Source organism: Micromonospora sp. WMMD734 (assembly GCF_049178975.1).
Lineage (GTDB): Bacteria > Actinomycetota > Actinomycetes > Mycobacteriales > Micromonosporaceae > Micromonospora > Micromonospora wenchangensis.
Map to the genome: position 1 here is coordinate 7287108 of NZ_JBMHMK010000001.1, position 19732 is coordinate 7306839.

The following is a 19732-nucleotide window of genomic DNA, read 5'->3' on the forward strand; positions in this document are numbered from 1 at the left end:
CCAGCAGGGGAGCGTCATGCCACCCGAACCGCCCAGCCTGGAGCGGGCCCTGTTCGGCCTTCCCGACGGTGCCGGACCGGCCGAGGCGATCAGCTACCGCGACGCCGCCGACCGAGTCGCCGCCATCACCAGCCCCGGCCAGCTCGGGGCACTCATCACCCGGGCCACCGACAGCGGCGACGACATGCTGCGCCGCGCCGCCCTCGCCCACGCCTGCCGGCAGGGCTGGCACGGCCTGGTCGTCGACCACGCCGGCCCCGCCGCCCTCCCGCTGCTCGACGCAGCCTGACCACGAACGGAGAACCACAGTGACCATCGACACCATCACCACGGCCAGCCCGGCAGAAGCCGGTCAGCGGCTCGTCGACCAGCTGCGGCGCATCACCCGCGAGCACGTCGCCGACCGGGCCGCCGCCCAGGCCGCCATCGACGACTTCCTGACCGAGGTCGACGGCGTCGACACGACGGCAGTCGAAGCCGCAGCGTGGAACGTCATCGACCAGCACGAGCGTTCCCGGCAGCACTACGCCGACGCCGGGCCACGCGGGGCAAGTGCCGCCCTGGTCGCACTGATGATCGTCGTGGACACCATGGCGCAACCGCTGGCCCGTGAGGTGGCCGCCGCCGAGCAGACGCTCACCGAGCGGGAGCGGGCCGCCTCCGTCGCGCTCACCGCGTTGGAGCGGGCCATCGGTGGTGGCGACCCGGCCGAAGTGCGGCAGCTGCGCGACCAGGTGGAGGTCGAGCACCCCCGCCGGATCGCCGAAGCGCGTACCGCGCTGCTGGAGCTGCGTGCCACCCAGGCCGCCGCCCGGCTGGAGTGCACCAAGGGGCGGCCGGCGGAAACCGCGCAGCGGGTGGCCGACGCCGGGAAGCGACGTGACGAACTGGTGGCGGAACTCCGGCGGGCCGCCGAAGAGGCGACGCTCGCCGAGGTGGAACAGCAGTGGATGAAGGACGCACGCGCCAGGCAGGAGGCCGAAGCGAACACGGCCCGGCGGGAACTGGCCGACTTCCAGGCCAGCCGCGAGCGGGAGATGCGTGACCGCGTGCGCCGCATCGTCGGCCTGCCCGACCCGACCCCGGCGCCGCAACCGTCGGCCCTGCCGCGCCAGGTCGTCCAGGACTTCTCTCCCACCGAAACCACCTACTACAGCAGCAGCGTGGTCGCCTGATGGCCGTCGACCGCACGACGCTGCGCGACCGCGTCAACGCCCGCCTACGCCGCATGGGCCTGCCCGACACCCAGATGCCGACCACGCCCACCACCGCCGTCGAGCGTGCCGCCGCCCGGCTCCGCCGGCTCGGCCTCATACCCGTCGCCGACCAGCAGACCAACCAGCAGAGGAGTCAGCCGTGAGCAACTGCCCGGACTGCGGCAAGGACACCAGCACCGAACCCGCCGCCCCGGCCGGCACCATCGCCGCCGGCTCGCAGCTCTACCGCACCCGCCGCCAAGGCGTACGCATCGACCGCGGCAGCGACACCGGGACCGACGTCACCCCACGCGGGAGTGATGCAGCGTGACCGGAACGGGGGCGAGCGGACCGGCGGCTCGGAGGGGGTGGGGCTCATCCCCGTCCCCCACCCCCCTGAGCAGGGACCGCCGGGGAGGTGGATTCCTGGCCGGGCACCCTGAAACAAGTCGACCTTGGAACGAATAGGGATCAATCGTGACTAAGGGTGATGACGGGAAGCTGCGTGCGCCGTCCGGGTTGCGTGCTCCGGGCCGCCGGTTGTGGGAGTCGGTGACCGGTGACTACGACCTCGACGAGCACGAGTTGGCGCTTCTGGTGGAGGCGGTCCGCACGGTTGACCTGCTCGACGAGCTGGAGAGGCGCGTCCGGTCGGACGGGGCGGTGATCGACTCGCCGCAGGGGTTGAAGGCGCACCCGGCGGCGGTGGAGGCCAGGCAGCAGCGGATCGCGTTGGCCCGGTTGGTGGCGGCGCTGCGGATGCCGGCCGGCGACGAGGAAGGCGACCAGGTGCAGGGGCGTCGGCCGCAGCGGCGTACAGGCACCCGCGGGGTGTACTCGATCCGGGGCGGGCGGGCGTCGTGAGGCGTCGTGTGGAGCTGCCGGCGGGGGTGGATGGGGTGCCTGCCTGGCTGCGGACGTTCGAGCCGGCCCGGTGGTCGGCGGGGGTGGGTCCGCCGCCGCCCGGGTGGGCGTTCGGGTCGGCCCGCTGGCGGGAGATCCAGGCTCACCGGCGGTGGGCGGACGCCGGCCGGGCCTGGCTGGCCGAGCGGGGCCAGCGGGCCGCCTGGTGGTCGTTGACCCGGCATCGGGCGGTGGCCCGGTGAGGCGACGCGACCTGCTCGCGGCCCACCAGGCGGCACCCGCCGAGGTGCCGGAGCATCTTCGGTCGATGCGCGGGGTGTCGACGTTCCTGCCGCAGGTCGCCGCCGAGCCGGTCCCGGTGTGGGTGCCGCCGGCTGAGGTGTCGATGTGGCGGTCGGTGGGCGCGTTCCGCCTCTGGTTGCAGGCCCGTCGGGAGTGGTGCCGGGTGAACGGCCGGGACTACGCGGCGACGTTCCGCCCGGTGGGGGGTGGCCGGTGAAGCGCAGGAAGCCACCGGAGCCGGACCGCCCTACCCGTGAGGTGCCGTTGTGGGTGCGCAATCTCGGGGTCGGGCTGCGGCACGTGGCCGGCCGGGCTCCTGACGACCCGGTGACCACGGATGACCTGGGGCGCGACCTGGAGGCGTTGCGGGCGGCGCGGGCGGTGTGGTGCGCCGAGAACGGCTGTTACCGGATCGGGAAGACGTGCCGCGAGGCGTACGGCGTGATGCCGCAGCGGTGCCAGGGAGAGGGGTAGGGGATGGCGCTACGAACGGTCGGGGTGCGCCTTCAGGCTGAGGTGTCCGGCTACATGGCGGGGATGCGGCAGGCGAAGGGTGCGACCCGGGACCTGATCGGCGAGATGGACAAGGCCGGCAAGAACCGCCACGCCCTGGACTCGGTGGGTGATGGTGCGGTGGTCGCCGGGGCCGGTCTGCTGGGGCTGGCGGGGGCTGCGGCGAAGTTCACGATGGACTTCGAGAAGCAGATGTCTGAGGTGTCGGCGGTGTCCAACGCCACCGCCGGGGACATGGAACGGTTGCGGTCTGCCGCGTTGCAGGCGGGTGCGGATACGGCGTTCAGCGCGACGGAGGCGGCCAAGGCTGAGGCCGAGCTGGCGAAGGCCGGCCTGTCGACGTCGGCGATCCTGGGCGGCGCCCTAACGGGGTCGCTGTCGCTGGCCGCCGCCGGCACCCTCGACCTGGCCGAGGCCGCCGACATCTCGGCGAAGACCATGAACATGTTCGGGTTGAAGGGTGCCGACGTCGGCCACATCGCCGACGTGTTGGCGGCGGCGGCCAACAAGAGCGCCACCGACGTGCACGAGATGGGCGAGGCGTTGAAACAGGGCGGCCTGGCCGCCGACGCCGCGGATATCGGCCTTGAGGAAACCGTCGGCACGCTGGCCGCGTTCGCCGACCGGGCCCTTGTCGGCTCGGATGCCGGCACCAGCTTGAAGACGATGCTGATGATGTTGCAGGCCCCGACGGACAAGGCCGCCGGGTTGATGGAGGAACTGGGCATCAAGGCGTACGACACCAGCGGGAACTTCGTCGGCACGGTGAAGCTGGCCGGGCAGCTTCAGAAGGCCCTGGGTGGGCTCACCCAGGAGCAGCGCAACGCCGCGTTGGCGCAGATTTTCGGCGCGGACGCGATGCGCGCGGCGAACGTGCTCTACAGCGTGGGCGAGCAGGGCCTACGTGACTACGTGGCGGCGGTCGACGACCAGGGCGCCGCTGCCGACGTGGCGGCGAAGAAGATGGACAACCTGGCCGGGGACGTCGAGAAGCTACGCGGGTCACTGGAGACGATGGCCATCGAGGCGGGATCGGGGGCGAACGACGGGCTGCGGCTGCTGGCGCAGGGCACCGGGGCGTTCGTCGACGAGCTGGCCGAGTTGCCTCCGGCGGTGGGCTCGACGTTGACGGTGGTGGCGGGCTTGTCGGGGGCGGCTCTGCTGCTCGGCTCGGGTTGGGTGCGGGTGCGCCGGTCGACGGCGGACATGCTCGACGAGCTGCGGCAGGTCGGCCCGAACGGGCAGCGGGCCGCCCGGGGGTTGGAGGTGACGACGAAGTGGGCCGGCAGGGCGGCGGTCGCGTTCGTCGCCCTGGAGGCCGCGTCCGCGGTCGTCTCATCGGCCCAGAGTGACCTGAATCCGCAGATCGAAGCGCTGGGTGTTGGCTTGGCGAAGTGGGGCCAGTCGGGTGCTCTCGCGGGCGAGTCGGCGCGTCTGCTGGGCGACGACATGAAGGACCTGGCGGTGGGCTTCAAGTTCCTCGCCGACGCAGACAACGACCGGCGAGGCTCGGCGCGGTGGATTCAGGACCGGCTGGAGAGCATCCCGGTGCTGGGTGAAGCGCTGGAGGGAACGAACACGAGCATGGCGCGGACCCGGGAGCGGGTCGACGCCATGGATCAGGCGTTCGCGCAGCTCGTCCAGGGCGGCAAGGCGGATGAGGCGCGGGCCGCGTTCGACCGGCTGGCGGCGAGCGTGGCGGCCGACGGCGTGTCGGTCGACGAGGTGCGCAAGCAGTTCCCGGCGTACGCGGCGGCCCTGGAAACCACGGCGGCGGCGGCCTCGAAAACGGTGTCCCCGACCAGCTCCCTGACCGGTGCGACGAAGGAATACAAGACGGCCGCCGACGCAGCCGCTTCGGCGGCGACCGGGCAGCGTGAGGCCCTGGTTGCCCTGTCCGAGATGATGCGCGCCGAGGCTGATCCGGTTTTCGGGCTGCTCGATGCCCAGCAGAAGTTGACCGAGGCGCAGAAGGCTGCGGCGAAGGCGGTCAAGGAGCACGGCCGGAACAGCGACGAAGCCCAGGAGGCCACCCGGAAGCTGGCGCTCGCGGCCATCGGCCTCCAGGAACAGGCCGGCGTGCTCAGCGGCACGTTCGACGGGAAGATGACCCCGGCGCTGCGGCAGACCCTGAAGGCGGCCGGGCTGACCGAAAGCCAGATCAAGGATGTCGCCGGCCAGTTCCGCACGGCGAAGAGCGCCGCCGACAAGTACGAGGGCACCTACAAGGCCAACGTGTCGCTCACCGGCTACCCGACGACCATGGACCGCCTGAAGCGGCTGTCGACCTACCAGCAGGCCCTGAAGAAGGGCACCATCCCGGTGGGATTCCAGGGCCCGATCCAGGGCAAGGACTACCACGCGGGCGGCTGGACCGGGCCGGGCGAGAAGTACCAGCCGGCGGGTGTGGTGCACGCCGACGAGTTCGTCATCAAGAAGGAGTCCCGGGGCAAGATCGAGCGCCGGCATCCGGGTCTGCTCGACGAGATGAACGCCACCGGGCAGCTGCCCGGGTACGACGGCGGCGGGCAGGTGTGGCCGTACCGGACCACGACGACGAAGACCCGCATCCCGTCACGGGCGGAGGTCGCCGAGGTGGTGACGCCGGGCATCCCGACGAGCGGCGCGACCGGGCCGGCGATCGTCGCTGCGGTGAAGGCGGCGTTCCCGCACTTGCAGGCGATCAGCACGTACCGGCCGGGTGCCACGACCCTGTCGGGCACCCGGTCGTACCACGCGCTGAACCGGGCCGTCGACTTCCCGCCCAGCCGGGAGCTGGCGGTGTGGTGGAACCGGCACTACATGGCCCGCACCAAGGAGCTGATCAGCCCCTGGAATGACCTGAACATCCACAACGGGCGGCGGCACACCTACACCGGTGCGGTGTGGAACCAGCACAACTGGGCGGGCGGCAACGCTCACGACCACATCGCCATGGCCAATGGCGGGTTGATCGCTGAGCCGGTATTCGGTGTGGGCATCAACTCGGGTCGCACCTACAGCTTCGCCGAGCGGGCACCGGAGTGGGTCACCCCGTGGCAGCCGGGGCCAGCGCGGGCCGGTGGCGGTGCTCAGCAGGTGAGTGTGGTCAACCACTTCACGATCAACGGGGGCACCCGTTCCCCGAGGGAGATCGCCATGGAGGTGTCGCACATCATCGGGCGTCAGGCCGATCTCTACGCGCGGTGAGCCTGACGCGAACACGCCGCTGCCCCCGACCAGCACAGTCGGGGGCAGCGGCGTGTTCAGGGATCAGCGGGTCGCTTCGCGGTGTCGGGCGCGCATCCGGTTCCAGATCCGCCGGCCGATGCGCCACCGCTTGCCGGTGGCCTTGCACCAGCGGCAGGGTCGGGCGATGCGCCGGGGCCGGCCCTGGTCGTCGGTGGGTCGGTGCACGCCGGCGCCCTTGCAGCACCAGCAGTCGCGCAGCGGGTGGAACAGGCAGGACAGCGGATACCAGGCCAGGGCCGCCAGGGTGATAGCGGTAGCCGTCAGTACGCCTCTCACAACGCCTCCAGGGGCCGAAATCGTGGTGTGGTGCCCGGTGGGGGCTAGCGGCTAGTTCCCTGCTCAGTGGTGCTAGCAGGGGGGCTAGCGCTAGCCCCCGGTGGGGCTATCAGGAGTCGACTTCCGCGAGGTCTGTCCCGGCGACCGTCTCGGCGTTGCGGGCGGCGATCCGGGCCTCCAGGGCGGCCAGTCGGACCCCCGCCCGGGTGGCCCGTTTCGTCGAGGTGGCGTCGATGCGCCGGTTCAGCGACTCGGTCTGCACGCCGGCCTTCGCCATCCACGCCCCGAACACCTCGACGGTCAGATCGGCGTACGCCGCCGGGTCGAGGGCCTGGAGGCGGGGCACGATCAGTTCCGACCAGATCGCCTCTTCGCCCTCGAACCAGACCTGCCGGACGTCGGCGAGCAGGTTCCGCAGGGCGACGCGGGGCACCTCGACGGGCTTCTCACCGCGGCGCATCTCCAACGCCCGCGCGACGACCCGCTCGGCGGCCGGGTTGTCGACGTACGCCGACCGGCACGGCCGGGTCGGGCCGGCGCCGGCCCGGTACCCCCACCCGGAGTCCTTCGGGCCGGTGGAGTCGCCCGGCTCGAACTCGGTCGGCCGCGCGCCACGGGCGTAGCTGCCGGTGCCCAACACCAGGTCAGTCTCGGTGTGGGAGGTGACGGCCAGGCAGGTCCGCAACGCGATGTTGCTGCTGATGCCCCGGGGCACGCTTTCCTTGTCGATGCGCTGCGTGGCGAAGATGACGTGAATGCCCAACGCCCGGCCCCGCTTGATGATGGAGGTCAGGAGGAACTTCGCCCGCTTGCCGTGGTTCGGGTCGGTCAGCAGCTCTTGCAGCTCGTCGAGGAACACCACCAGGGGCCGCAACCGGGCGTCGTGTTCGGCCATGGCCCGGTTGACCTTGTTGACGGTGTTCATGCCCTGGGCGGCGTACTTGCGGACCAGCGGCGCGCGTTCGTCGCACTCGGTCAGTAGCCATTCCAGGGCGGCCAGGCCGGCGGCCTTCGTCACTTCGTCGGCACCCGACCCGAACAGCCCATCCGGGCACAGGGGCTGGAAGCAGTCGACGTCGCCGGACCCCTTGAAGTCGAAGACGGCGGTGACGACCAGGGGGTCGAGGATCGCGGCGAGCAGCACCACCCGGGCGGCGAGCGTCTTGCCCGAGCCGGGGATGCCGGCGAACAGGCTGTTCTTCTCCGCGAGGCTGTAGGTGACGGGTCGCATCCGCTCGTCGTGGCCGTAGACGAACGTGCCGGTGAAGTAGTCGAAGGTGCCGCCGTCGAGCAGCGGCCACGCCGGGGCGCGCATGCTGCTGACGGGCTTGTCGGCCACCCAGATCGACAGCACCCCCGGGTGTTCACCCTCGACGGTCGACGGCCACACCTGCGACTTCGGCAGCCGGAACCCCGACGCGAGGCGGTCGCGTTCGTCGATGACGTCGGTGGCGAGCACCCCGGCGGGCAGCAGCACCAGGGCCTCATGCCCGGGGCCGGCCCGGTAGATGTCCCGCATGAACTTGAGGTCACCCGGGTTCTTGATGCCCTTCACGTTGCAGGCCATGATCGCCGCCCGGGTCAGGCCGGCGGTCAACCGGATGAACCGTTCGGCGTTGAACACCCGGTCCAGGATCGGCGCGTCGATCGGCCGGCCGACCCGGGCCAGGATCGGCACCACGAGGGCGGCGGCGAGGGCCTGCGCCCACCAGGGGGCGACGAACACCAGCAGCCCGGCCACCACGACCAGCAACAGAACCACCGGCACGGCCAGCCACACCCGGCCGCCGACGCGCCGGTCACGCTGCCGGGACAGGGCCAGGTAGTCGCCGACGTCGTTACGGCTGGCGGCGTTCTGCCGGATACCGAACCCCTCCAGGTCCAGGCACCAGTGAATGCCCTTCCCGGTGATCCGGGCCAGGCCGATCGGCGCGTACCAGGCCATCTTGGCGGCGTACTTCGGGGAGCGGGTGGCGTGGATGGCCGCCGAGTACGTCACGAACGACACCGCCTCGACCATCAGCGCGTGACGGCCGGCGGCCGACCGCAGCGACGCGGGCACGATCGGCTTGCGGTCACGGGCGTGCCGGGCGGTGATGTCGGCGAACGTGGTCGACGTGCGCGGCGGGTCCACCGGCGGCCCGTCCTCACGGCCACCGATGACGGCGACCTGCTCGCCGCGCGGCTCGTAGGCGCCCTGCTCACCCGCCCGGGGCGCGGGGACAACCTGCTCCAGGTCGTCGGCGTGAATCTGGTCGGTCATGCTGGTGCTCTCCTCCGTGGGGATGCGGTGCCCGGCCGGGCGTGGCCGGGCACCGCGGTGGGTCAGTTCTGCGGGTCGGTGGCGGCGATGCGGTCCAGCTCGGCCGCGAGGTGCGGCAGGCCGGCGTCCCGGATCTGGTCGCGGACCTCCCGGTGCTTCTGCGGGTCGCCCTTCGCGGCGGTCAGGTCCCGCTCCAGGTCACGGATGGTGGGCTTGGGCATGGTCACTTCCCCTTCTTCTTGTCCTTGCGGTAGTCGCCGTCGACGTGGCCGATGACGGTGGCGCCGTTGCCGATCGCGGACTGGCCCTTCGTCTTGACCTTGCCGGTGCTGATCGGGGTGTCGCTCTTGCTGGTCGGGTCGAAGTTCATGTGGCCGTTCTTGCAGGTGGCGAGGGTGCCGGTGTGGTCAACGGCCGTGCTGCGCATCGTCGTGGTGCCGCAGGTGGAGCAGGCGCTGATCGCCATGACGGGCGTCCTTCCGGGGGTTGGGGCGGCCAGGGGTTCTGGCGGCCTCCACCGCCGCCGGGTGATGGGCCGGCGGCGACGGGGGCGGTCAGACCGCGCAGAGCAGGGCCGCGACGAACAGCCATCCGACGTGCCAGGACTGGTCGAGGGCGTACAGGCCACCCCCGCGCTCCAGCCAGTGCGGGTCCTTGCCGAGCAGGTCGGCCAGCCGGCGCAGCGGGGTGCGCCGGTCGGCGGCGTAGTGGCTGACCGCGCTCACCGTCAGGCCGGCGGCGACGGCCAGCAGGTTCGGCCGCCACCCGGTGGCCGCGGCGACGAGGGCCAGGGCCACGACGGCGGTCAGGGTGTAGCTGGCCACGTGCGCGACGCAGGCGATCCGGCCAGCCCAGCCCGGCAGGCCCTTGCGGTCGGCCTGAGGCTGGGTCTGCACCCAGTGGTCGGCGACCTGGTGAGCGGCGTACAGGGCAGCGAACGCGGCGGCGAAGTCGGCGGTGGTCATCAGCTCTGCTCCGCCTTTCGCTGCTGGGCCTGCGACGCCAGCCGCTGCCGGATCGCCTCGGGGGTGAACATCTGCGGGTTGGCCTTCTGCGCTCGCCGGGCCAGCTCGGCGTGCTGCCGGTCGGTGATCGTGTTCGGGACGGTCGGCTTGCTCATCGCTTCACCGCCGACGCGATCCGGCCGCCCAGCTCCACCAGGCAGATGGACGCCACCACCACCAGGCCGTCGACCGACAGCGGCAGCAGGTACTGCGAGCCGTTCGTCTCCCCGTAGCGGGCGGCCACCGCCGCCATGTGCCAGTAGGACACCCACGCGGCGATCCCGGCGATGAGCGCGGTCGCCGCCCACCGGCCGACCGCCAGCCGGCGGGAGTGCACGGGCACCCGGGAGATCAGTTCGATGGTCAGCAGCAGGGCCAGCGGCGACCACGCCGAGATGACCTGACTGATGATCTCGTCGCGGGCGTGGAGCACGTTCCCGGCGATGGAGGCGGCGACACCCAGGGCCAGCACCAGACGCACACCCCACCGGATGCGCACCAGCGACACCCGCTCAGCGGCCCCGGGCGGGGTCGACTTGACGGCCAGCGCGGGTACCTTGACGACCGGGGGCGTACCCGGGTGTCCGTCCACCCGGACCTGCGGCGACACCTCCGGCCGAGGACGGCGGCGGAACCACCTGCGGGAGCCGTCCGCCTCGGCCTGGTCCGGCTCGTCCGCCGGCACGGGCTCGGGTTCGACGGGTGCCGGCAGCGGGTCTGGGCCGATCGGCTCGGCGTACAGCCACGGGTCCGCCGGCTGCTCGTCGACCTCCACACGCTCCCACCTGAGCGGGTCGGCGGCGACCTGGGCGATCAGCCGCTCACGCAGCTCGGTCGCCTTCGGCACACCGATGCGGAACTCCTTCATCAGCCGGTTGCGCGACGGCACCTCGCCGAGCTGGTCGGTGAGGGCGAGGGCACCCGGGTACAGGTCGTCGATGGTGCGGGGGTGGATGCTGGCGGGTGCGGTCATCGGGTCAGCTCCTTCGGGCGGATGGTCGTGGTCGGGCGCTGCGCCGGGGCGGGTGCCGGCTCGGCGTGCTGGGCGCGGATCGCGGCGGCGGTCTGGTCGGCGTGCCGCTCGCACAGGGCGATAGCGACGGCCAGCGGGCCGCCGATGGCGACGGGGCCGCCGAGCAGGATCAGCAGCAGCGGGTTCACCTGGCCACCGCCTCGACGTCGGCCGGGGCCGGGACGGTGACGTACGTCTGCACCGTCACCCGCTGCCGGGTCACCTCGTGGTCGCGGGTCGTGGTCCGGTACGGCTTGAACCAGCGGTGCGCGGACTCGATCGGTCCGTGGCCGGCCAGCACCGGGCGGGGCATGTTCAGCCAGGCGGCCCACCGGTCGGCGTCGGCCTGCCGGTCGTCGCCGAAGTGCAGGGTCAGGTCACCGTGGTTGCAGGTGACGTCACCGACCTCGACGCGGGCGGGAACGGGAAGGCCGGTGGCGACACCGGCGGCGGCCAGGTCGAACGCGACGCGGCGCGGGTCAGGAAGGCTGCTCATCGGGTCATCTCCAGGGAGGTCGAGACGCACATCCCGGCGGCACCCACCGAGGTGGGTGGGCAAGGCTGCGTCGTGTGGTTGGTGTAGGCGGCCAGCCCGGCGAGAACGGCGCAGACCAACACGGTCCGCTTCACCAGGCGGTCAACGAATGCGCCCATGACGGGCACCTCCTCAGGTGAGGGGGAAGACGAGAGGTGAGAGAGGGGGCCCGGCGGGGCCGGGGCGAGGTCGGCCCCGCCGGGGAACGGCTACCGGGGCGGGCCGAGCTCCCGGCCGATCAGGGAGGCGATCGCACCGGCCAGCGACGCGGCCGACGCCAGGTCGAGCACCACCAGGTCGTCGGGTTCCGCGCCGGCCGGCTCGTCGGACGGGCCGAACCGGGCCTGCCAGTGCGACACCGACACGTACGTCTCCTGCCCGTCGGCCGCCTCCAACTGCACGACCGTCCGCGTCAACTCCGTCAGCAACTGCACCGGCTCGGACAGGTGCACGTGCGGCGTCGGCGTGTGGGGCACCCGCACGCACCACGGCGGGCACAGGTCCCGGTCGACGACCGGCCCGGCGGCCATCAGCGGGAGACGCGGGCGGTTGCGGCGGCGGCCAGCAGGGCGGCGGCCAACGCTTCGGCCTGGTCGGGGGTGCCCGCCCAACCCTGGACGCCCTCACCGCCCGCGTAGGCGCCCTCGCTGCCCTCGCACACCGACAGCAGGACCCGGGCCGGCATGGTGACCCGGCCCTGCTCGGTGCACGACTCGACCAGCACCGTCGCCGTGGCCGGGTCGTCCAGCGACACCCCGTCGGCGGCGGTCAGCTCGGCGAGACGCCGCTCGTGGCCGGCACCGATGGAGAACCCGTCGACCTCGGCCAGCTCGCCGGTGTGGTCGGTGGCGCACCACGGCGGGCAGTCCGCCGGCCGGCCCGCCCGGGGCGCGGACGGGGCCGTGCCGAGGTGCTCGGCGGCGACCAGGGCGCGACCGAGCCGGCCCGCCTGGTCGAGCATCAGCGACGCCGACGCGCCCATCTGCCCGTCCGAGCTGACCATCTCGAGGATGGCCAGCGCCGGGTCGACACCGCCGGGCAGTTCCGGGGCCTCGACCTGCTCCAGGTTCAGCCGGATGTTCACCCGCTCGTTGACGACCGCACCGTCACCGGAGAGCAGGTCGAGCAGGGTGCGGGAGTGCAACGGCTCGGCCCCGTCGTGGTGGTCCTGACCCCGGGCCGTGCACCAGGCCGGGCACAGCTCCGGGTCGGCCGGCAGCGACGCGGCGGCGACCCGCCGCTGCTCGGCCGTCCAGTCCGGCTGGCCGGCGATGAAGTTCAGGCAGAGCTGGTGCGCGTCGCCCGGGGTGACGCCCAGCAGAGCGGCGACGGCCGGGAGCGTCGCACCGGGGGCGGTCGCCAAGCCGAACGCCTGCGCCGCCCGGTCCAGGTTGCGGCGGCGGTACGCGGAGTTGATCGGGAACCGGTCCACCTGCTCGGCGGACGGCCGGGGGCGGGGAATCGCGGTCAGGTTGGTGGTGTCAGCGTCGATGATCCTGTCCGTCGAGCGGACAGGGCGGATGGCCGAAATGGTCATGTGACCAGCCCTTCTTGGAGGGTGCCTATGAGGGTTCGCGCTGGAATCGCTCGCCCTCACTTACCTGTTTGCAAGACAACCACAGGTGACAACGACTCGTCAACCCTGTAGTGTCCCGAGTCGTGAAAGCCGTCATCTACACGCGGGTCAGCTCCGATCCCCGGGAGACTGGCCGGTCCGTCGAGGACCAAGAGGCCGAATGCCGCCAGCTCTGCGAGCGCCAAGGGTGGACCGTCGACCGGGTGTTCTGCGACAACGACCGCAGCGCCAGCCGGCACAGCAAGCGCCCCAGGCCCGACTACCTCAAGCTGCGCGACTACCTGGCCGAACACCCGGTTGACGTGCTCGTGCTGTGGGAGGGCTCGCGCGCCCAGCGGGACCTGGCGGACTACCTCAAGCTGCGCGACCTCTGCGCCGACCGGGGAATCCTCTACTCCTACTCGGGTCGTACGTACGACCTCAGCCGCACGGACGACCGGTTCAACACCGGCCTCGACGCGCTGCTCGCCGAACGCGAGGCTGACGTCACCCGCGACCGGGTGCTACGCGGCGTCCGCAGCGCCGCCGCCGCCGGCCGCCCCCACGGGAAGCTGCTCTACGGCTACCTGCGCGAGTACGACGAGCGAGGCAACTTCGTCCGCCAGGTCATCAACACCGAGCAGGCCGAGGTCATCCGCGAAGCCGCGCGCCGCGTCGCCGCCGGCGAACCCTGCCGTGCCGTCGCGCTGGACTTCAACGCCCGAGGTATCACCGCACCGCGCGGCGGGCAGTGGGACCTGACCCAGGTTCGCCGAGTAGTCACCAACCCCGCGTACATCGGGCAGCGGGTCCACCGGGGGCAGGTCATCGGCGAAGGGCAGTGGCCGGCAATTCTCGACGAAGCCGACTACATCAACTGCAAGGTGCGGATGGACGACCCCAGGCGTAAGACCGTCCGCGACACCACCGTGAAGCACCTGCTGTCCGGCGCTGCACGGTGCGGCGCCTGCGGATCGCGGATGCGTGTGCAGAAGAACCGGACCCACTTCGCCTACCTGTGCACGCGAGGGTTCTGCGTCTCGGTGAAGACGACCAATCTGGAAGAGTTCGTTGAGGCCATCGTCGTTGAGTGGCTGGCCCGGCCGGACGTCATCAAGGTGCTCGCTGCCCCCCACCAGGACGACGAAGCCAAGCGGGCCGAGGGTGAAGCGGCCGAGATGCGTACTCGCCTGGAGGCGTTCTACGCGGCGTCCGCCGCCGGCAACATCTCACCGGCTGGCCTAGCGAAGATCGAAGCGAGGCTGCTCGGCGAGATCAACGCGGCCGAGCGCCGGGCGTACTCGGCGAGGGTGCCGCAGATCCTCCGCGACGTCGCCCGGCCCGACATCGGCGAGGCCTGGGCGCAGATGCCCGTAGCCCTCCGCCGAGAAGTGGTCGACCTGCTCATGGTGGTCAAGGTGCACCCGACCGGCCGTGGTCAACGCATCTTCCGGCCCGAGCGGGTTGAGATCGAATGGAAGTACTGACCTGACCCACAACTGAATGCGCCCCCGGCGAGGCGATTCCAGCGCCTGCCGGGGACGACTTGATCCGCTCATCCCCCAAGAAGGCGAGCAGACCCATGCAGGATCTTAGGCCCTGCCGTGCCCGCGTATCACCCGGCGCGGCCCTTCCGAGCCGGCGGCAGGAAGCCCCGCCGCCGAGCCTCGGCAATCCAACGGTGGACAGTGGCCACCGGCACCTCGCTCCGCTCAGCGATCACCGCAGCGGGCTTGCCCGAGCTGGCTACCGCCGCCACGTACGCCGCAGCGACCAGACGATAGAACCCGTCCGGGTTCGTCCCGTCCGGGCGGACCAGCTTCGGCAGTTCCTCTGTGCTGAACGGCCGCAGCTGCTCGAAGTAGTCGCGCTTGCGCTTGTTCAGAGCTTCCCGGGTCGGGTCAGCGTTCGGGTCTTCGCTGTCCTGTTGGGCCAGCCAAGTCAGGGCTTCGGGGGTGTTGATCGCGCTCTCAATCCAGCCGATCGGCACCGCCTTCAGCTTTCCGGCGGTAACCCCAGGCGGCCCGCCGCCGGCACTGATGACCAGGTCGGCAATGACCCTGCGGCCCTCCCATTCCCTGGTCTTGGCGATCACCACGAACTTCTCGTCACCGTCGCTCAGGCCGTTCACGCGCACCCAGCCCTGCGAGCCGAACTCCACCCAACGCATGCCGGCCAGCATCGCACCGCGCGACTTCGCCGCGCAAGCAACGCCGGACATGCGCGTAAGTTGAGCTACTTGCGCATACGGGGGCGGACGTGCTTCCCTACAACCGAAGATCAGCGCGGCTTACTCGGTCAAGCCGCGCATCCCCTCGGAGGTATGGACGTGGCGACCACGGACACCCGGCTCTACACCGTCGATCAGGTCTGCGAACTCTTCCAGTGCGGCCGGAGCACGATCTACAAGCTCATGGACTCCGGCGAACTCCAGTCGGTGAAGATCGGTGCGTTGCGCCGCATCCCCCCGGAGGCCGCACGGGCGTACCTCGCCCGACAGCTCGGCGAGGCGGTGACCACCGATGCAGCCTGACTACCCGCACGCCGACTACGTGCGGCGGCTCGTTGATGCCGCCCCGCCGCCGACCGACGCACTGCTGATCCGGTTGGCCGCTCTGCTCCGGCCCGCCGCGCAGGCCGTTACCCGGCCGGCACCCGTCCAGCGACGGGAGGCCGAAGCGGCATGACCACCATGCAGAACGCCCGCCCCCGGGGTGAAGGCCGGGAGGCGGGCGGCGAACAGGTCAGCGGGACCTACGAAGAGAGTACGACGCTCGACGGCGCGCTGGCGATGGTCGACCGTGGCTGCTACATCTTCCCCGTTGACCACCCGGAACTGCCGAAGTGTGCTGGCGTGCGGACCCCCGACCACGACCCCGACGCCTGCACCAAGCGGGGCAAGCACCCGGTCGTGAAGAAGTGGTCGATCGAGTCCAGCTCCAAGGTCGCTGACATCGCAGTCCACTTCGCCGGGGCCACCCGCAACTACGGCATCGACTGCCGGGCGTCCCGCCTGCTCGTCATCGACGAAGACGCCCCGGGGGTCTTCCAGAAGTACGCAGACGAGCACGGCCACACGATCCCGCGCACCTTCACCGTCAGCACCGGCCGGGCCGGCGGCGGCCGACACCTGTACTTCCGGGTGCCGCTGGACAGCCCGTTCACCACCGCCACCGGCAGCCTGCCCAAGGGCATCGACGTGCGAGGCCGCAACGGGTACGTCGTCGGCCCCGGGAGCATCCACGAGACGGGGGCCGTCTACACCCCGGACGACTGGGACGCCCCGTTCGCCGAGCTGCCCGGATGGCTCGCCGACGCCCTCACCGTGAAGACCGCGCCGGCCCTGTCCGCGGCTACCGCCGAACCCCTCGACGGGCCGCTGCCCCGCCGGGTCGCCGAGCTGCTCGACGCCGACCCCGGCGACCGGTCCGAACGGTTCCACCGGATCGTGCGGGAACTCGCCGAGGCCGGATTCACCCAGGGCCAGGCCGTCACGGTCATGGGCCCGTGGTGCGAACGGCACGCCAAGTACGTCGGGCGCGTCGACGCCGAGGTGGCCCGGTCGTGGGGCAAGCCCGGCCGCAAGGCCACCGTGCCCGGCCAGCGTCAGCGGCAACCCGCCGACGATGACCTGTCCGACGCCCGGATGGCCGAGACGGTCAGCGACGGCGTGCTCAGCGCCCGGTTCTGCTGGACGGCTGCGCTCGGCTGGATGGAGTGGGACGGGAAGCAGTGGAGTCGCAGCACCGAGGCTGCCGTCATCGAGGTGGTCCGCCAGTACGTGCTCGACCTGTTCACCAGCGAGGTCCAGGACGGGGCGACCGGCGACCGGCGCAAGATGCTGTCCACCCTGCTCAACAGGGGCCGCATCGGCGCCATCGCCTCGTTGGCGCGCGGCATCCTGCTCCAGGACGCGGCGCACTTCGACCAGCAACCCGACCTGCTCAACACCCCGTCGGGCGTGGTCAACCTGCGCACCAAGGAACTGATGGCGCACGACCCCGCGCTGCTGATGACCAAGATGACCGCCGTCGCCTACCGGCCTGACGCGGTTCACCCTGACTGGAGCACCGCGCTCCAGGCCATCCCTGATGACGTGCGCGACTGGTACCAGGTGCGCCTCGGCCAGGCCGTCACCGGCCACATGACGCCCGACGACGTGCTGGTGGTCAACCAGGGCGGCGGGGAGAACGGCAAGACGACCCTGCTCGGCACCGCCGGCAAGGTGCTCGGCAGCTACTACGTGCTTGTCTCCGACCGGGTGCTGCTCGCCGACGCCGGGTCGCACCCCACCGAGCTGATGGAGCTGCGCGGGGCCCGGCTGGCGCTGATCGAGGAGACGCCCGAGGCGCGGCGGCTGTCCGTCGGCCGGCTCAAGAAGGTCGTCGGCACGCCGGAGATCGAGGCGCGCTACATCCGTCAGGACTCGGTCACGTTCAAGGCGACGCACAGCCTGTTCCTGTCGACGAACTACCGGCCGTTGGTGGAGGAAACCGACCACGGGACGTGGCGGCGGCTGGCGTTGGCGCAGTTCCCGTACCGGTTCGTCAAGCGCGCCGCAGACATCACCGGACCTGACGACCGCCTCGGCGATCCCACGCTGCGCGAGCGCCTGGCGGCCACCGAGGCTGCCCGCGAGGCTGCATTGGCGTGGATGGTCGCCGGGGCGCACCGCTGGTACCAGGCCGGCCGGGTCATGCCGGAGATGCCGCAGCGGGTCGTGGACGCCTCCCGCGCGTGGCGGGCCGAATCCGACCTGGTGCTGGCCTACATCGACGAGCGCCTGGTGCCGGACCGGGACAGTCATGTCATCTCCACCGAACTGCTCGGCGACTTCACGGAGTGGCTGTCCGACCACGGACACCGAGCGTGGTCGGACAAGGTGTTCACGAGCAGGTTCGGCGAGCACGACGAGGTGAAGAAGCACCGGGTCGAGAAGCGCCAGATCACCCACAGGGAGGGGCTGTCCCGCCGTCCGGCGATGCCCGGCTTGGTCCGGCCAGGCCCGTCAAACCGCTACATGGCTTGGTTGGGCGTCCGCTTCACCGTTGGCGGCGACACCGCCACTGAGCAGGCGAAAGCCGTCACCGCAGAGGCGAGTGCAAGGGATGCAAGGCAGATCCCGGTGAACGCAGATTCCTATACGCGCGAGAGTTTCCAGGATTCAGCCTTGCACCCCTTGCAGCATCGACCGACAGCGATGTTCGGCGGGGCTTCCGGCCCCTCCCTGTGGCCGGACGAGGCCCCTCCCTGCCCCGACTGCGGATGGCCGTACGACGCTGCCGCCCACTACCAGAACTGCGAGGCACCCCGATGATCCCAGCGCCCCGAGGGCTCGCCGCCCGGTACAAGCGCGCCAACTCCACCCACCACATCCACCTGCCGCTCGTCGCGTTCGACGACGAGGGCCACCCCCTGGTCGTCAGCGAGAAGACCGGCGCACTCGTACGTGCGGACAGGTCCCGGGACTTCGACGGCGTCGAGCCTTACCCGTACTCCGAGCTTGTCGCCATCGCGCCGGCTGGCGGGTGGCGGGTGGCGTGGAAGACCGCCAGCGGTGGCGAGTGGTCGCAGCCCTTGGTGGGCTGGGGGCTCAAGGCCGACGGCACGGTCGTGCCGCTCGACGCCGACCCGGGCGGCTTCGTCGACGACTTCGGCGACAGCCCCACGCACACGTACCGGATTTACCACCCCGACGCCGACCCGACGCCCGACGCCGAAGGGTCAGCCCGGTGACGCCCGCCCTCGCCCTGGAGGCGTTGATGCTGCACCCCCGGTACGAGGAACTGATGGCGCACGTCCGGGCGCACACCCCCACCGGGCACGTCGACCAGGTCGACGCCGCCGCCGACGACGCCCTACGCCTCATGACCACCGTCGGCCGGGCAGCCTACGACGGCCACCAGCGGCACCACCCGACCACCGCCGACGTGCCCGGGTGGCTGCGCCTCGGACTGCTCGACACCCTCACCGCGTGGGTCGACGGGCAGGCCGTCACCTGCCGGCACCAGCCCACCCCCGACCGGCCGCAGCCCATCGTCGCCGCCGCGTGGCGGCCCCGCCTGGTGGTGTGCTCCCGCTGCGTGCACCTGACCGCGCTCGCCCGGGGCAGCGCCCGGGACCGCACCTGCGACGCCTGCGGCCGGGTGTGCGCCGGGGTGGAGCACGGCGACGGGGTGTACCCGGGCATGGTGCAGCTCGGCCCGCTGGTCTACCAGTACGGCACCTGCGACGGCTGTCGGCCCCCTGCCGTCGACAGCCACCCGGTCACCGCCGGGCGGCCGGTGCCGGGCAGTGGCCGGAGCAAGCCGCGAGGTGCGCGCGGCCGGGGCCGGGGGCGAGGCGCACGCCGGTGAGCATCCTCCGCTGCGTCCTCTGCCCGGCCGCCGCCGGTGACTCTCTCGCCGCCGGGTGGACGACGCGCACCCTCGACGGGCCGGTGGCCTACCGGTCCCGGCTCGGCGGGCCGCTGCCGCCCACCCCCGCCGGCACGCACCACCTGTGCCCGACCTGCACGACGTGGCTGGCCGGGCACCGCGACCGGGCCCTGCCGCCGGCCGTGGTCGACGGGATCACTGCCACGGTCGCCGCCGCCGGCCTGCACCCGGCCACCGCGCGGGTGCTGCGGCGGGAACTGGTGGGGATCGTGCGGCACCTCGCCGAGGCGTTCACCCACACCCGGGGGCCGGGCGAGTGACCGAACGGGAATGGCGACCCCCGGCCGCGTACGTTCACGGCCTCGACGGCCCGACAGTGGTTGTGCCCGGCCGGGTCGCCGCCTGGCTGGAGCGGCACGCGAACCTGCGGCAGGTCCGCACCGCACAGCGCGGTGCCGACCCCGAGGTCGACGCGGTGCTCGTCGCCCTGGCGGTCGCCGCCGCCGCGTGGAGGCAACAGGCCGTCCCCGGTTCCGATCACGGAACTGACCAGCGGAACCGGCCGGAACTCGGGGCATCGTGCGAGCTGTCCACGACGGAAGCGGCTGACCGGATCGGCATCAC

The 19732-nt window shown here is 71.9% G+C and carries 30 protein-coding genes; 17 read left to right on the forward strand and 13 right to left on the reverse strand.

All coding sequences use genetic code 11. The features are described 5' to 3' along the window. The first annotated feature begins 16 nt into the window (after window positions 1-16). From ACN267_RS32110 to ACN267_RS32150, 9 genes are all read left to right on the forward strand, one after another. Complete coding sequence (locus tag ACN267_RS32110) at window positions 17-289, forward strand: hypothetical protein (RefSeq protein ID WP_421487613.1); 273 nt, start codon at window positions 17-19, stop codon at window positions 287-289. 19 nt (window positions 290-308) lie between these two features. Continuing rightward, on the forward strand, window positions 309-1175 hold the full coding sequence (locus ACN267_RS32115) for a hypothetical protein (RefSeq protein WP_421487614.1): 867 nt from the start codon (window positions 309-311) through the stop codon (window positions 1173-1175). Then, window positions 1175-1360 carry a hypothetical protein gene (locus ACN267_RS32120; RefSeq protein WP_421487615.1) on the forward strand — a complete coding sequence of 62 codons (186 nt, stop codon included), beginning with the start codon at window positions 1175-1177 and terminating at the stop codon, window positions 1358-1360. The genes ACN267_RS32115 and ACN267_RS32120 overlap by 1 nt, the downstream gene beginning before the upstream one ends. Then, window positions 1357-1527, forward strand: coding sequence for a hypothetical protein (locus tag ACN267_RS32125; RefSeq protein WP_421487616.1), 171 nt, complete (start codon window positions 1357-1359; stop codon window positions 1525-1527). The genes ACN267_RS32120 and ACN267_RS32125 overlap by 4 nt, the downstream gene beginning before the upstream one ends. Before the next feature lie 146 nt (window positions 1528-1673). Next, window positions 1674-2060 (forward strand): hypothetical protein, encoded by a 387-nt coding sequence (locus ACN267_RS32130; RefSeq protein ID WP_421487617.1) that lies wholly within the window; start codon window positions 1674-1676, stop codon window positions 2058-2060. A 35-nt stretch (window positions 2061-2095) separates the two neighbouring features. After that, window positions 2096-2302, forward strand: a complete 207-nt coding sequence (locus tag ACN267_RS32135) for a hypothetical protein (RefSeq protein ID WP_421487618.1) — start codon at window positions 2096-2098, stop codon at window positions 2300-2302. Further along, complete coding sequence (locus ACN267_RS32140; protein ID WP_421487619.1) at window positions 2299-2559, forward strand: hypothetical protein; 261 nt, start codon at window positions 2299-2301, stop codon at window positions 2557-2559. The genes ACN267_RS32135 and ACN267_RS32140 overlap by 4 nt, the downstream gene beginning before the upstream one ends. Before the next feature lie 53 nt (window positions 2560-2612). Continuing rightward, window positions 2613-2816, forward strand: a complete 204-nt coding sequence (locus ACN267_RS32145; RefSeq protein ID WP_421487620.1) for a hypothetical protein — start codon at window positions 2613-2615, stop codon at window positions 2814-2816. A gap of 3 nt (window positions 2817-2819) precedes the next feature. Continuing rightward, on the forward strand, window positions 2820-6044 hold the full coding sequence (locus tag ACN267_RS32150; RefSeq protein ID WP_421487621.1) for a phage tail tape measure protein: 3225 nt from the start codon (window positions 2820-2822) through the stop codon (window positions 6042-6044). A 63-nt stretch (window positions 6045-6107) separates the two neighbouring features. Here ACN267_RS32150 and ACN267_RS32155 read toward each other — a convergent pair whose 3' ends face one another. From ACN267_RS32155 to ACN267_RS32210, 12 genes are all read right to left on the reverse strand, one after another. Then, complete coding sequence (locus ACN267_RS32155; RefSeq protein WP_421487622.1) at window positions 6108-6362, reverse strand: hypothetical protein; 255 nt, start codon at window positions 6360-6362, stop codon at window positions 6108-6110. 109 nt (window positions 6363-6471) lie between these two features. Further along, entirely contained in the window at window positions 6472-8625 is a 2154-nt protein-coding gene (locus tag ACN267_RS32160; RefSeq protein WP_421487623.1) for an FtsK/SpoIIIE domain-containing protein, read from the reverse strand. 62 nt (window positions 8626-8687) lie between these two features. Beyond that, window positions 8688-8852 carry a hypothetical protein gene (locus tag ACN267_RS32165; protein ID WP_421487624.1) on the reverse strand — a complete coding sequence of 55 codons (165 nt, stop codon included), beginning with the start codon at window positions 8850-8852 and terminating at the stop codon, window positions 8688-8690. Further along, complete coding sequence (locus ACN267_RS32170; RefSeq protein ID WP_421487625.1) at window positions 8849-9091, reverse strand: hypothetical protein; 243 nt, start codon at window positions 9089-9091, stop codon at window positions 8849-8851. The genes ACN267_RS32165 and ACN267_RS32170 overlap by 4 nt, the downstream gene beginning before the upstream one ends. 88 nt (window positions 9092-9179) lie before the next feature. Then, window positions 9180-9590, reverse strand: a complete 411-nt coding sequence (locus ACN267_RS32175) for a transcriptional regulator (RefSeq protein ID WP_421487626.1) — start codon at window positions 9588-9590, stop codon at window positions 9180-9182. Continuing rightward, entirely contained in the window at window positions 9590-9745 is a 156-nt protein-coding gene (locus ACN267_RS32180) for a hypothetical protein (protein WP_421487627.1), read from the reverse strand. Before ACN267_RS32180 ends, ACN267_RS32175 begins: the two co-directional genes overlap by 1 nt. Beyond that, window positions 9742-10602, reverse strand: coding sequence for a DUF2637 domain-containing protein (locus tag ACN267_RS32185; protein WP_421487628.1), 861 nt, complete (start codon window positions 10600-10602; stop codon window positions 9742-9744). Before ACN267_RS32185 ends, ACN267_RS32180 begins: the two co-directional genes overlap by 4 nt. After that, a complete protein-coding gene (locus tag ACN267_RS32190; RefSeq protein ID WP_421487629.1) occupies window positions 10599-10790 on the reverse strand; it encodes a hypothetical protein in 192 nt (63 codons plus the stop codon). Before ACN267_RS32190 ends, ACN267_RS32185 begins: the two co-directional genes overlap by 4 nt. Then, a complete protein-coding gene (locus ACN267_RS32195) occupies window positions 10787-11137 on the reverse strand; it encodes a hypothetical protein (RefSeq protein WP_421487630.1) in 351 nt (116 codons plus the stop codon). The genes ACN267_RS32190 and ACN267_RS32195 overlap by 4 nt, the downstream gene beginning before the upstream one ends. Further along, window positions 11134-11295 carry a hypothetical protein gene (locus tag ACN267_RS32200; protein WP_421487631.1) on the reverse strand — a complete coding sequence of 54 codons (162 nt, stop codon included), beginning with the start codon at window positions 11293-11295 and terminating at the stop codon, window positions 11134-11136. Before ACN267_RS32200 ends, ACN267_RS32195 begins: the two co-directional genes overlap by 4 nt. A gap of 90 nt (window positions 11296-11385) precedes the next feature. Continuing rightward, window positions 11386-11652: a hypothetical protein gene (locus ACN267_RS32205; protein ID WP_421487632.1), complete on the reverse strand. Its 267-nt coding sequence runs from the start codon at window positions 11650-11652 to the stop codon at window positions 11386-11388. Window positions 11653-11705: 53 nt separating this feature from the next. Beyond that, window positions 11706-12713 carry a hypothetical protein gene (locus tag ACN267_RS32210; protein WP_421487633.1) on the reverse strand — a complete coding sequence of 336 codons (1008 nt, stop codon included), beginning with the start codon at window positions 12711-12713 and terminating at the stop codon, window positions 11706-11708. Between the two features lie 122 nt (window positions 12714-12835). Here ACN267_RS32210 and ACN267_RS32215 point away from each other — a divergent pair, with 122 nt between their 5' ends. Then, window positions 12836-14218, forward strand: coding sequence for a recombinase family protein (locus tag ACN267_RS32215; protein WP_421490351.1), 1383 nt, complete (start codon window positions 12836-12838; stop codon window positions 14216-14218). 128 nt (window positions 14219-14346) lie between these two features. On the opposite strand, the gene ACN267_RS32220 is transcribed toward ACN267_RS32215, so the two are convergent. Next, the gene (locus ACN267_RS32220; RefSeq protein ID WP_421490352.1) at window positions 14347-14952 is read right to left on the reverse strand and encodes a hypothetical protein; all 606 of its coding nucleotides are present in this window, start codon (window positions 14950-14952) and stop codon (window positions 14347-14349) included. Window positions 14953-15060: 108 nt separating this feature from the next. Here ACN267_RS32220 and ACN267_RS32225 point away from each other — a divergent pair, with 108 nt between their 5' ends. The 7 genes from ACN267_RS32225 to ACN267_RS32255 form a co-directional block, all read left to right on the forward strand. Beyond that, the gene (locus ACN267_RS32225; protein ID WP_421490353.1) at window positions 15061-15264 is read left to right on the forward strand and encodes a helix-turn-helix domain-containing protein; all 204 of its coding nucleotides are present in this window, start codon (window positions 15061-15063) and stop codon (window positions 15262-15264) included. Beyond that, entirely contained in the window at window positions 15254-15418 is a 165-nt protein-coding gene (locus ACN267_RS32230; RefSeq protein ID WP_421490354.1) for a hypothetical protein, read from the forward strand. The genes ACN267_RS32225 and ACN267_RS32230 overlap by 11 nt, the downstream gene beginning before the upstream one ends. Further along, a complete protein-coding gene (locus ACN267_RS32235) occupies window positions 15415-18048 on the forward strand; it encodes a phage/plasmid primase, P4 family (RefSeq protein WP_421490355.1) in 2634 nt (877 codons plus the stop codon). Before ACN267_RS32230 ends, ACN267_RS32235 begins: the two co-directional genes overlap by 4 nt. Further along, window positions 18045-18467: a hypothetical protein gene (locus tag ACN267_RS32240; protein ID WP_421490356.1), complete on the forward strand. Its 423-nt coding sequence runs from the start codon at window positions 18045-18047 to the stop codon at window positions 18465-18467. The genes ACN267_RS32235 and ACN267_RS32240 overlap by 4 nt, the downstream gene beginning before the upstream one ends. Further along, the gene (locus ACN267_RS32245) at window positions 18464-19087 is read left to right on the forward strand and encodes a hypothetical protein (RefSeq protein WP_421490357.1); all 624 of its coding nucleotides are present in this window, start codon (window positions 18464-18466) and stop codon (window positions 19085-19087) included. The genes ACN267_RS32240 and ACN267_RS32245 overlap by 4 nt, the downstream gene beginning before the upstream one ends. Further along, a complete protein-coding gene (locus ACN267_RS32250) occupies window positions 19084-19428 on the forward strand; it encodes a hypothetical protein (protein WP_421490358.1) in 345 nt (114 codons plus the stop codon). Before ACN267_RS32245 ends, ACN267_RS32250 begins: the two co-directional genes overlap by 4 nt. Beyond that, window positions 19425-19732, forward strand: a 308-nt coding sequence (locus tag ACN267_RS32255; protein WP_421490360.1) for a hypothetical protein, incomplete at its 3' end; no start/stop codon positions are given. The genes ACN267_RS32250 and ACN267_RS32255, both read left to right, overlap by 4 nt.

Excerpts from the sequence above, each read along its gene's own strand:
- ACN267_RS32110 (WP_421487613.1), top strand. The coding sequence starts at position 17 with ATGCCACCCGAACCGCCCAGCCTGGAGCGGGCCCTGTTCGGCCTTCCC.
- ACN267_RS32120 (WP_421487615.1), top strand. The coding sequence starts at position 1,175 with ATGGCCGTCGACCGCACGACGCTGCGCGACCGCGTCAACGCCCGCCTA.
- ACN267_RS32150 (WP_421487621.1), top strand. The coding sequence starts at position 2,820 with ATGGCGCTACGAACGGTCGGGGTGCGCCTTCAGGCTGAGGTGTCCGGC.
- ACN267_RS32160 (WP_421487623.1), bottom strand. The coding sequence starts at position 8,625 with ATGACCGACCAGATTCACGCCGACGACCTGGAGCAGGTTGTCCCCGCG.
- ACN267_RS32170 (WP_421487625.1), bottom strand. The coding sequence starts at position 9,091 with ATGGCGATCAGCGCCTGCTCCACCTGCGGCACCACGACGATGCGCAGC.
- ACN267_RS32175 (WP_421487626.1), bottom strand. The coding sequence starts at position 9,590 with ATGACCACCGCCGACTTCGCCGCCGCGTTCGCTGCCCTGTACGCCGCT.
- ACN267_RS32180 (WP_421487627.1), bottom strand. The coding sequence starts at position 9,745 with ATGAGCAAGCCGACCGTCCCGAACACGATCACCGACCGGCAGCACGCC.
- ACN267_RS32185 (WP_421487628.1), bottom strand. The coding sequence starts at position 10,602 with ATGACCGCACCCGCCAGCATCCACCCCCGCACCATCGACGACCTGTAC.
- ACN267_RS32195 (WP_421487630.1), bottom strand. The coding sequence starts at position 11,137 with ATGAGCAGCCTTCCTGACCCGCGCCGCGTCGCGTTCGACCTGGCCGCC.
- ACN267_RS32200 (WP_421487631.1), bottom strand. The coding sequence starts at position 11,295 with ATGGGCGCATTCGTTGACCGCCTGGTGAAGCGGACCGTGTTGGTCTGC.
- ACN267_RS32210 (WP_421487633.1), bottom strand. The coding sequence starts at position 12,713 with ATGACCATTTCGGCCATCCGCCCTGTCCGCTCGACGGACAGGATCATC.
- ACN267_RS32220 (WP_421490352.1), bottom strand. The coding sequence starts at position 14,952 with ATGTCCGGCGTTGCTTGCGCGGCGAAGTCGCGCGGTGCGATGCTGGCC.
- ACN267_RS32230 (WP_421490354.1), top strand. The coding sequence starts at position 15,254 with ATGCAGCCTGACTACCCGCACGCCGACTACGTGCGGCGGCTCGTTGAT.
- ACN267_RS32235 (WP_421490355.1), top strand. The coding sequence starts at position 15,415 with ATGACCACCATGCAGAACGCCCGCCCCCGGGGTGAAGGCCGGGAGGCG.
- ACN267_RS32240 (WP_421490356.1), top strand. The coding sequence starts at position 18,045 with ATGATCCCAGCGCCCCGAGGGCTCGCCGCCCGGTACAAGCGCGCCAAC.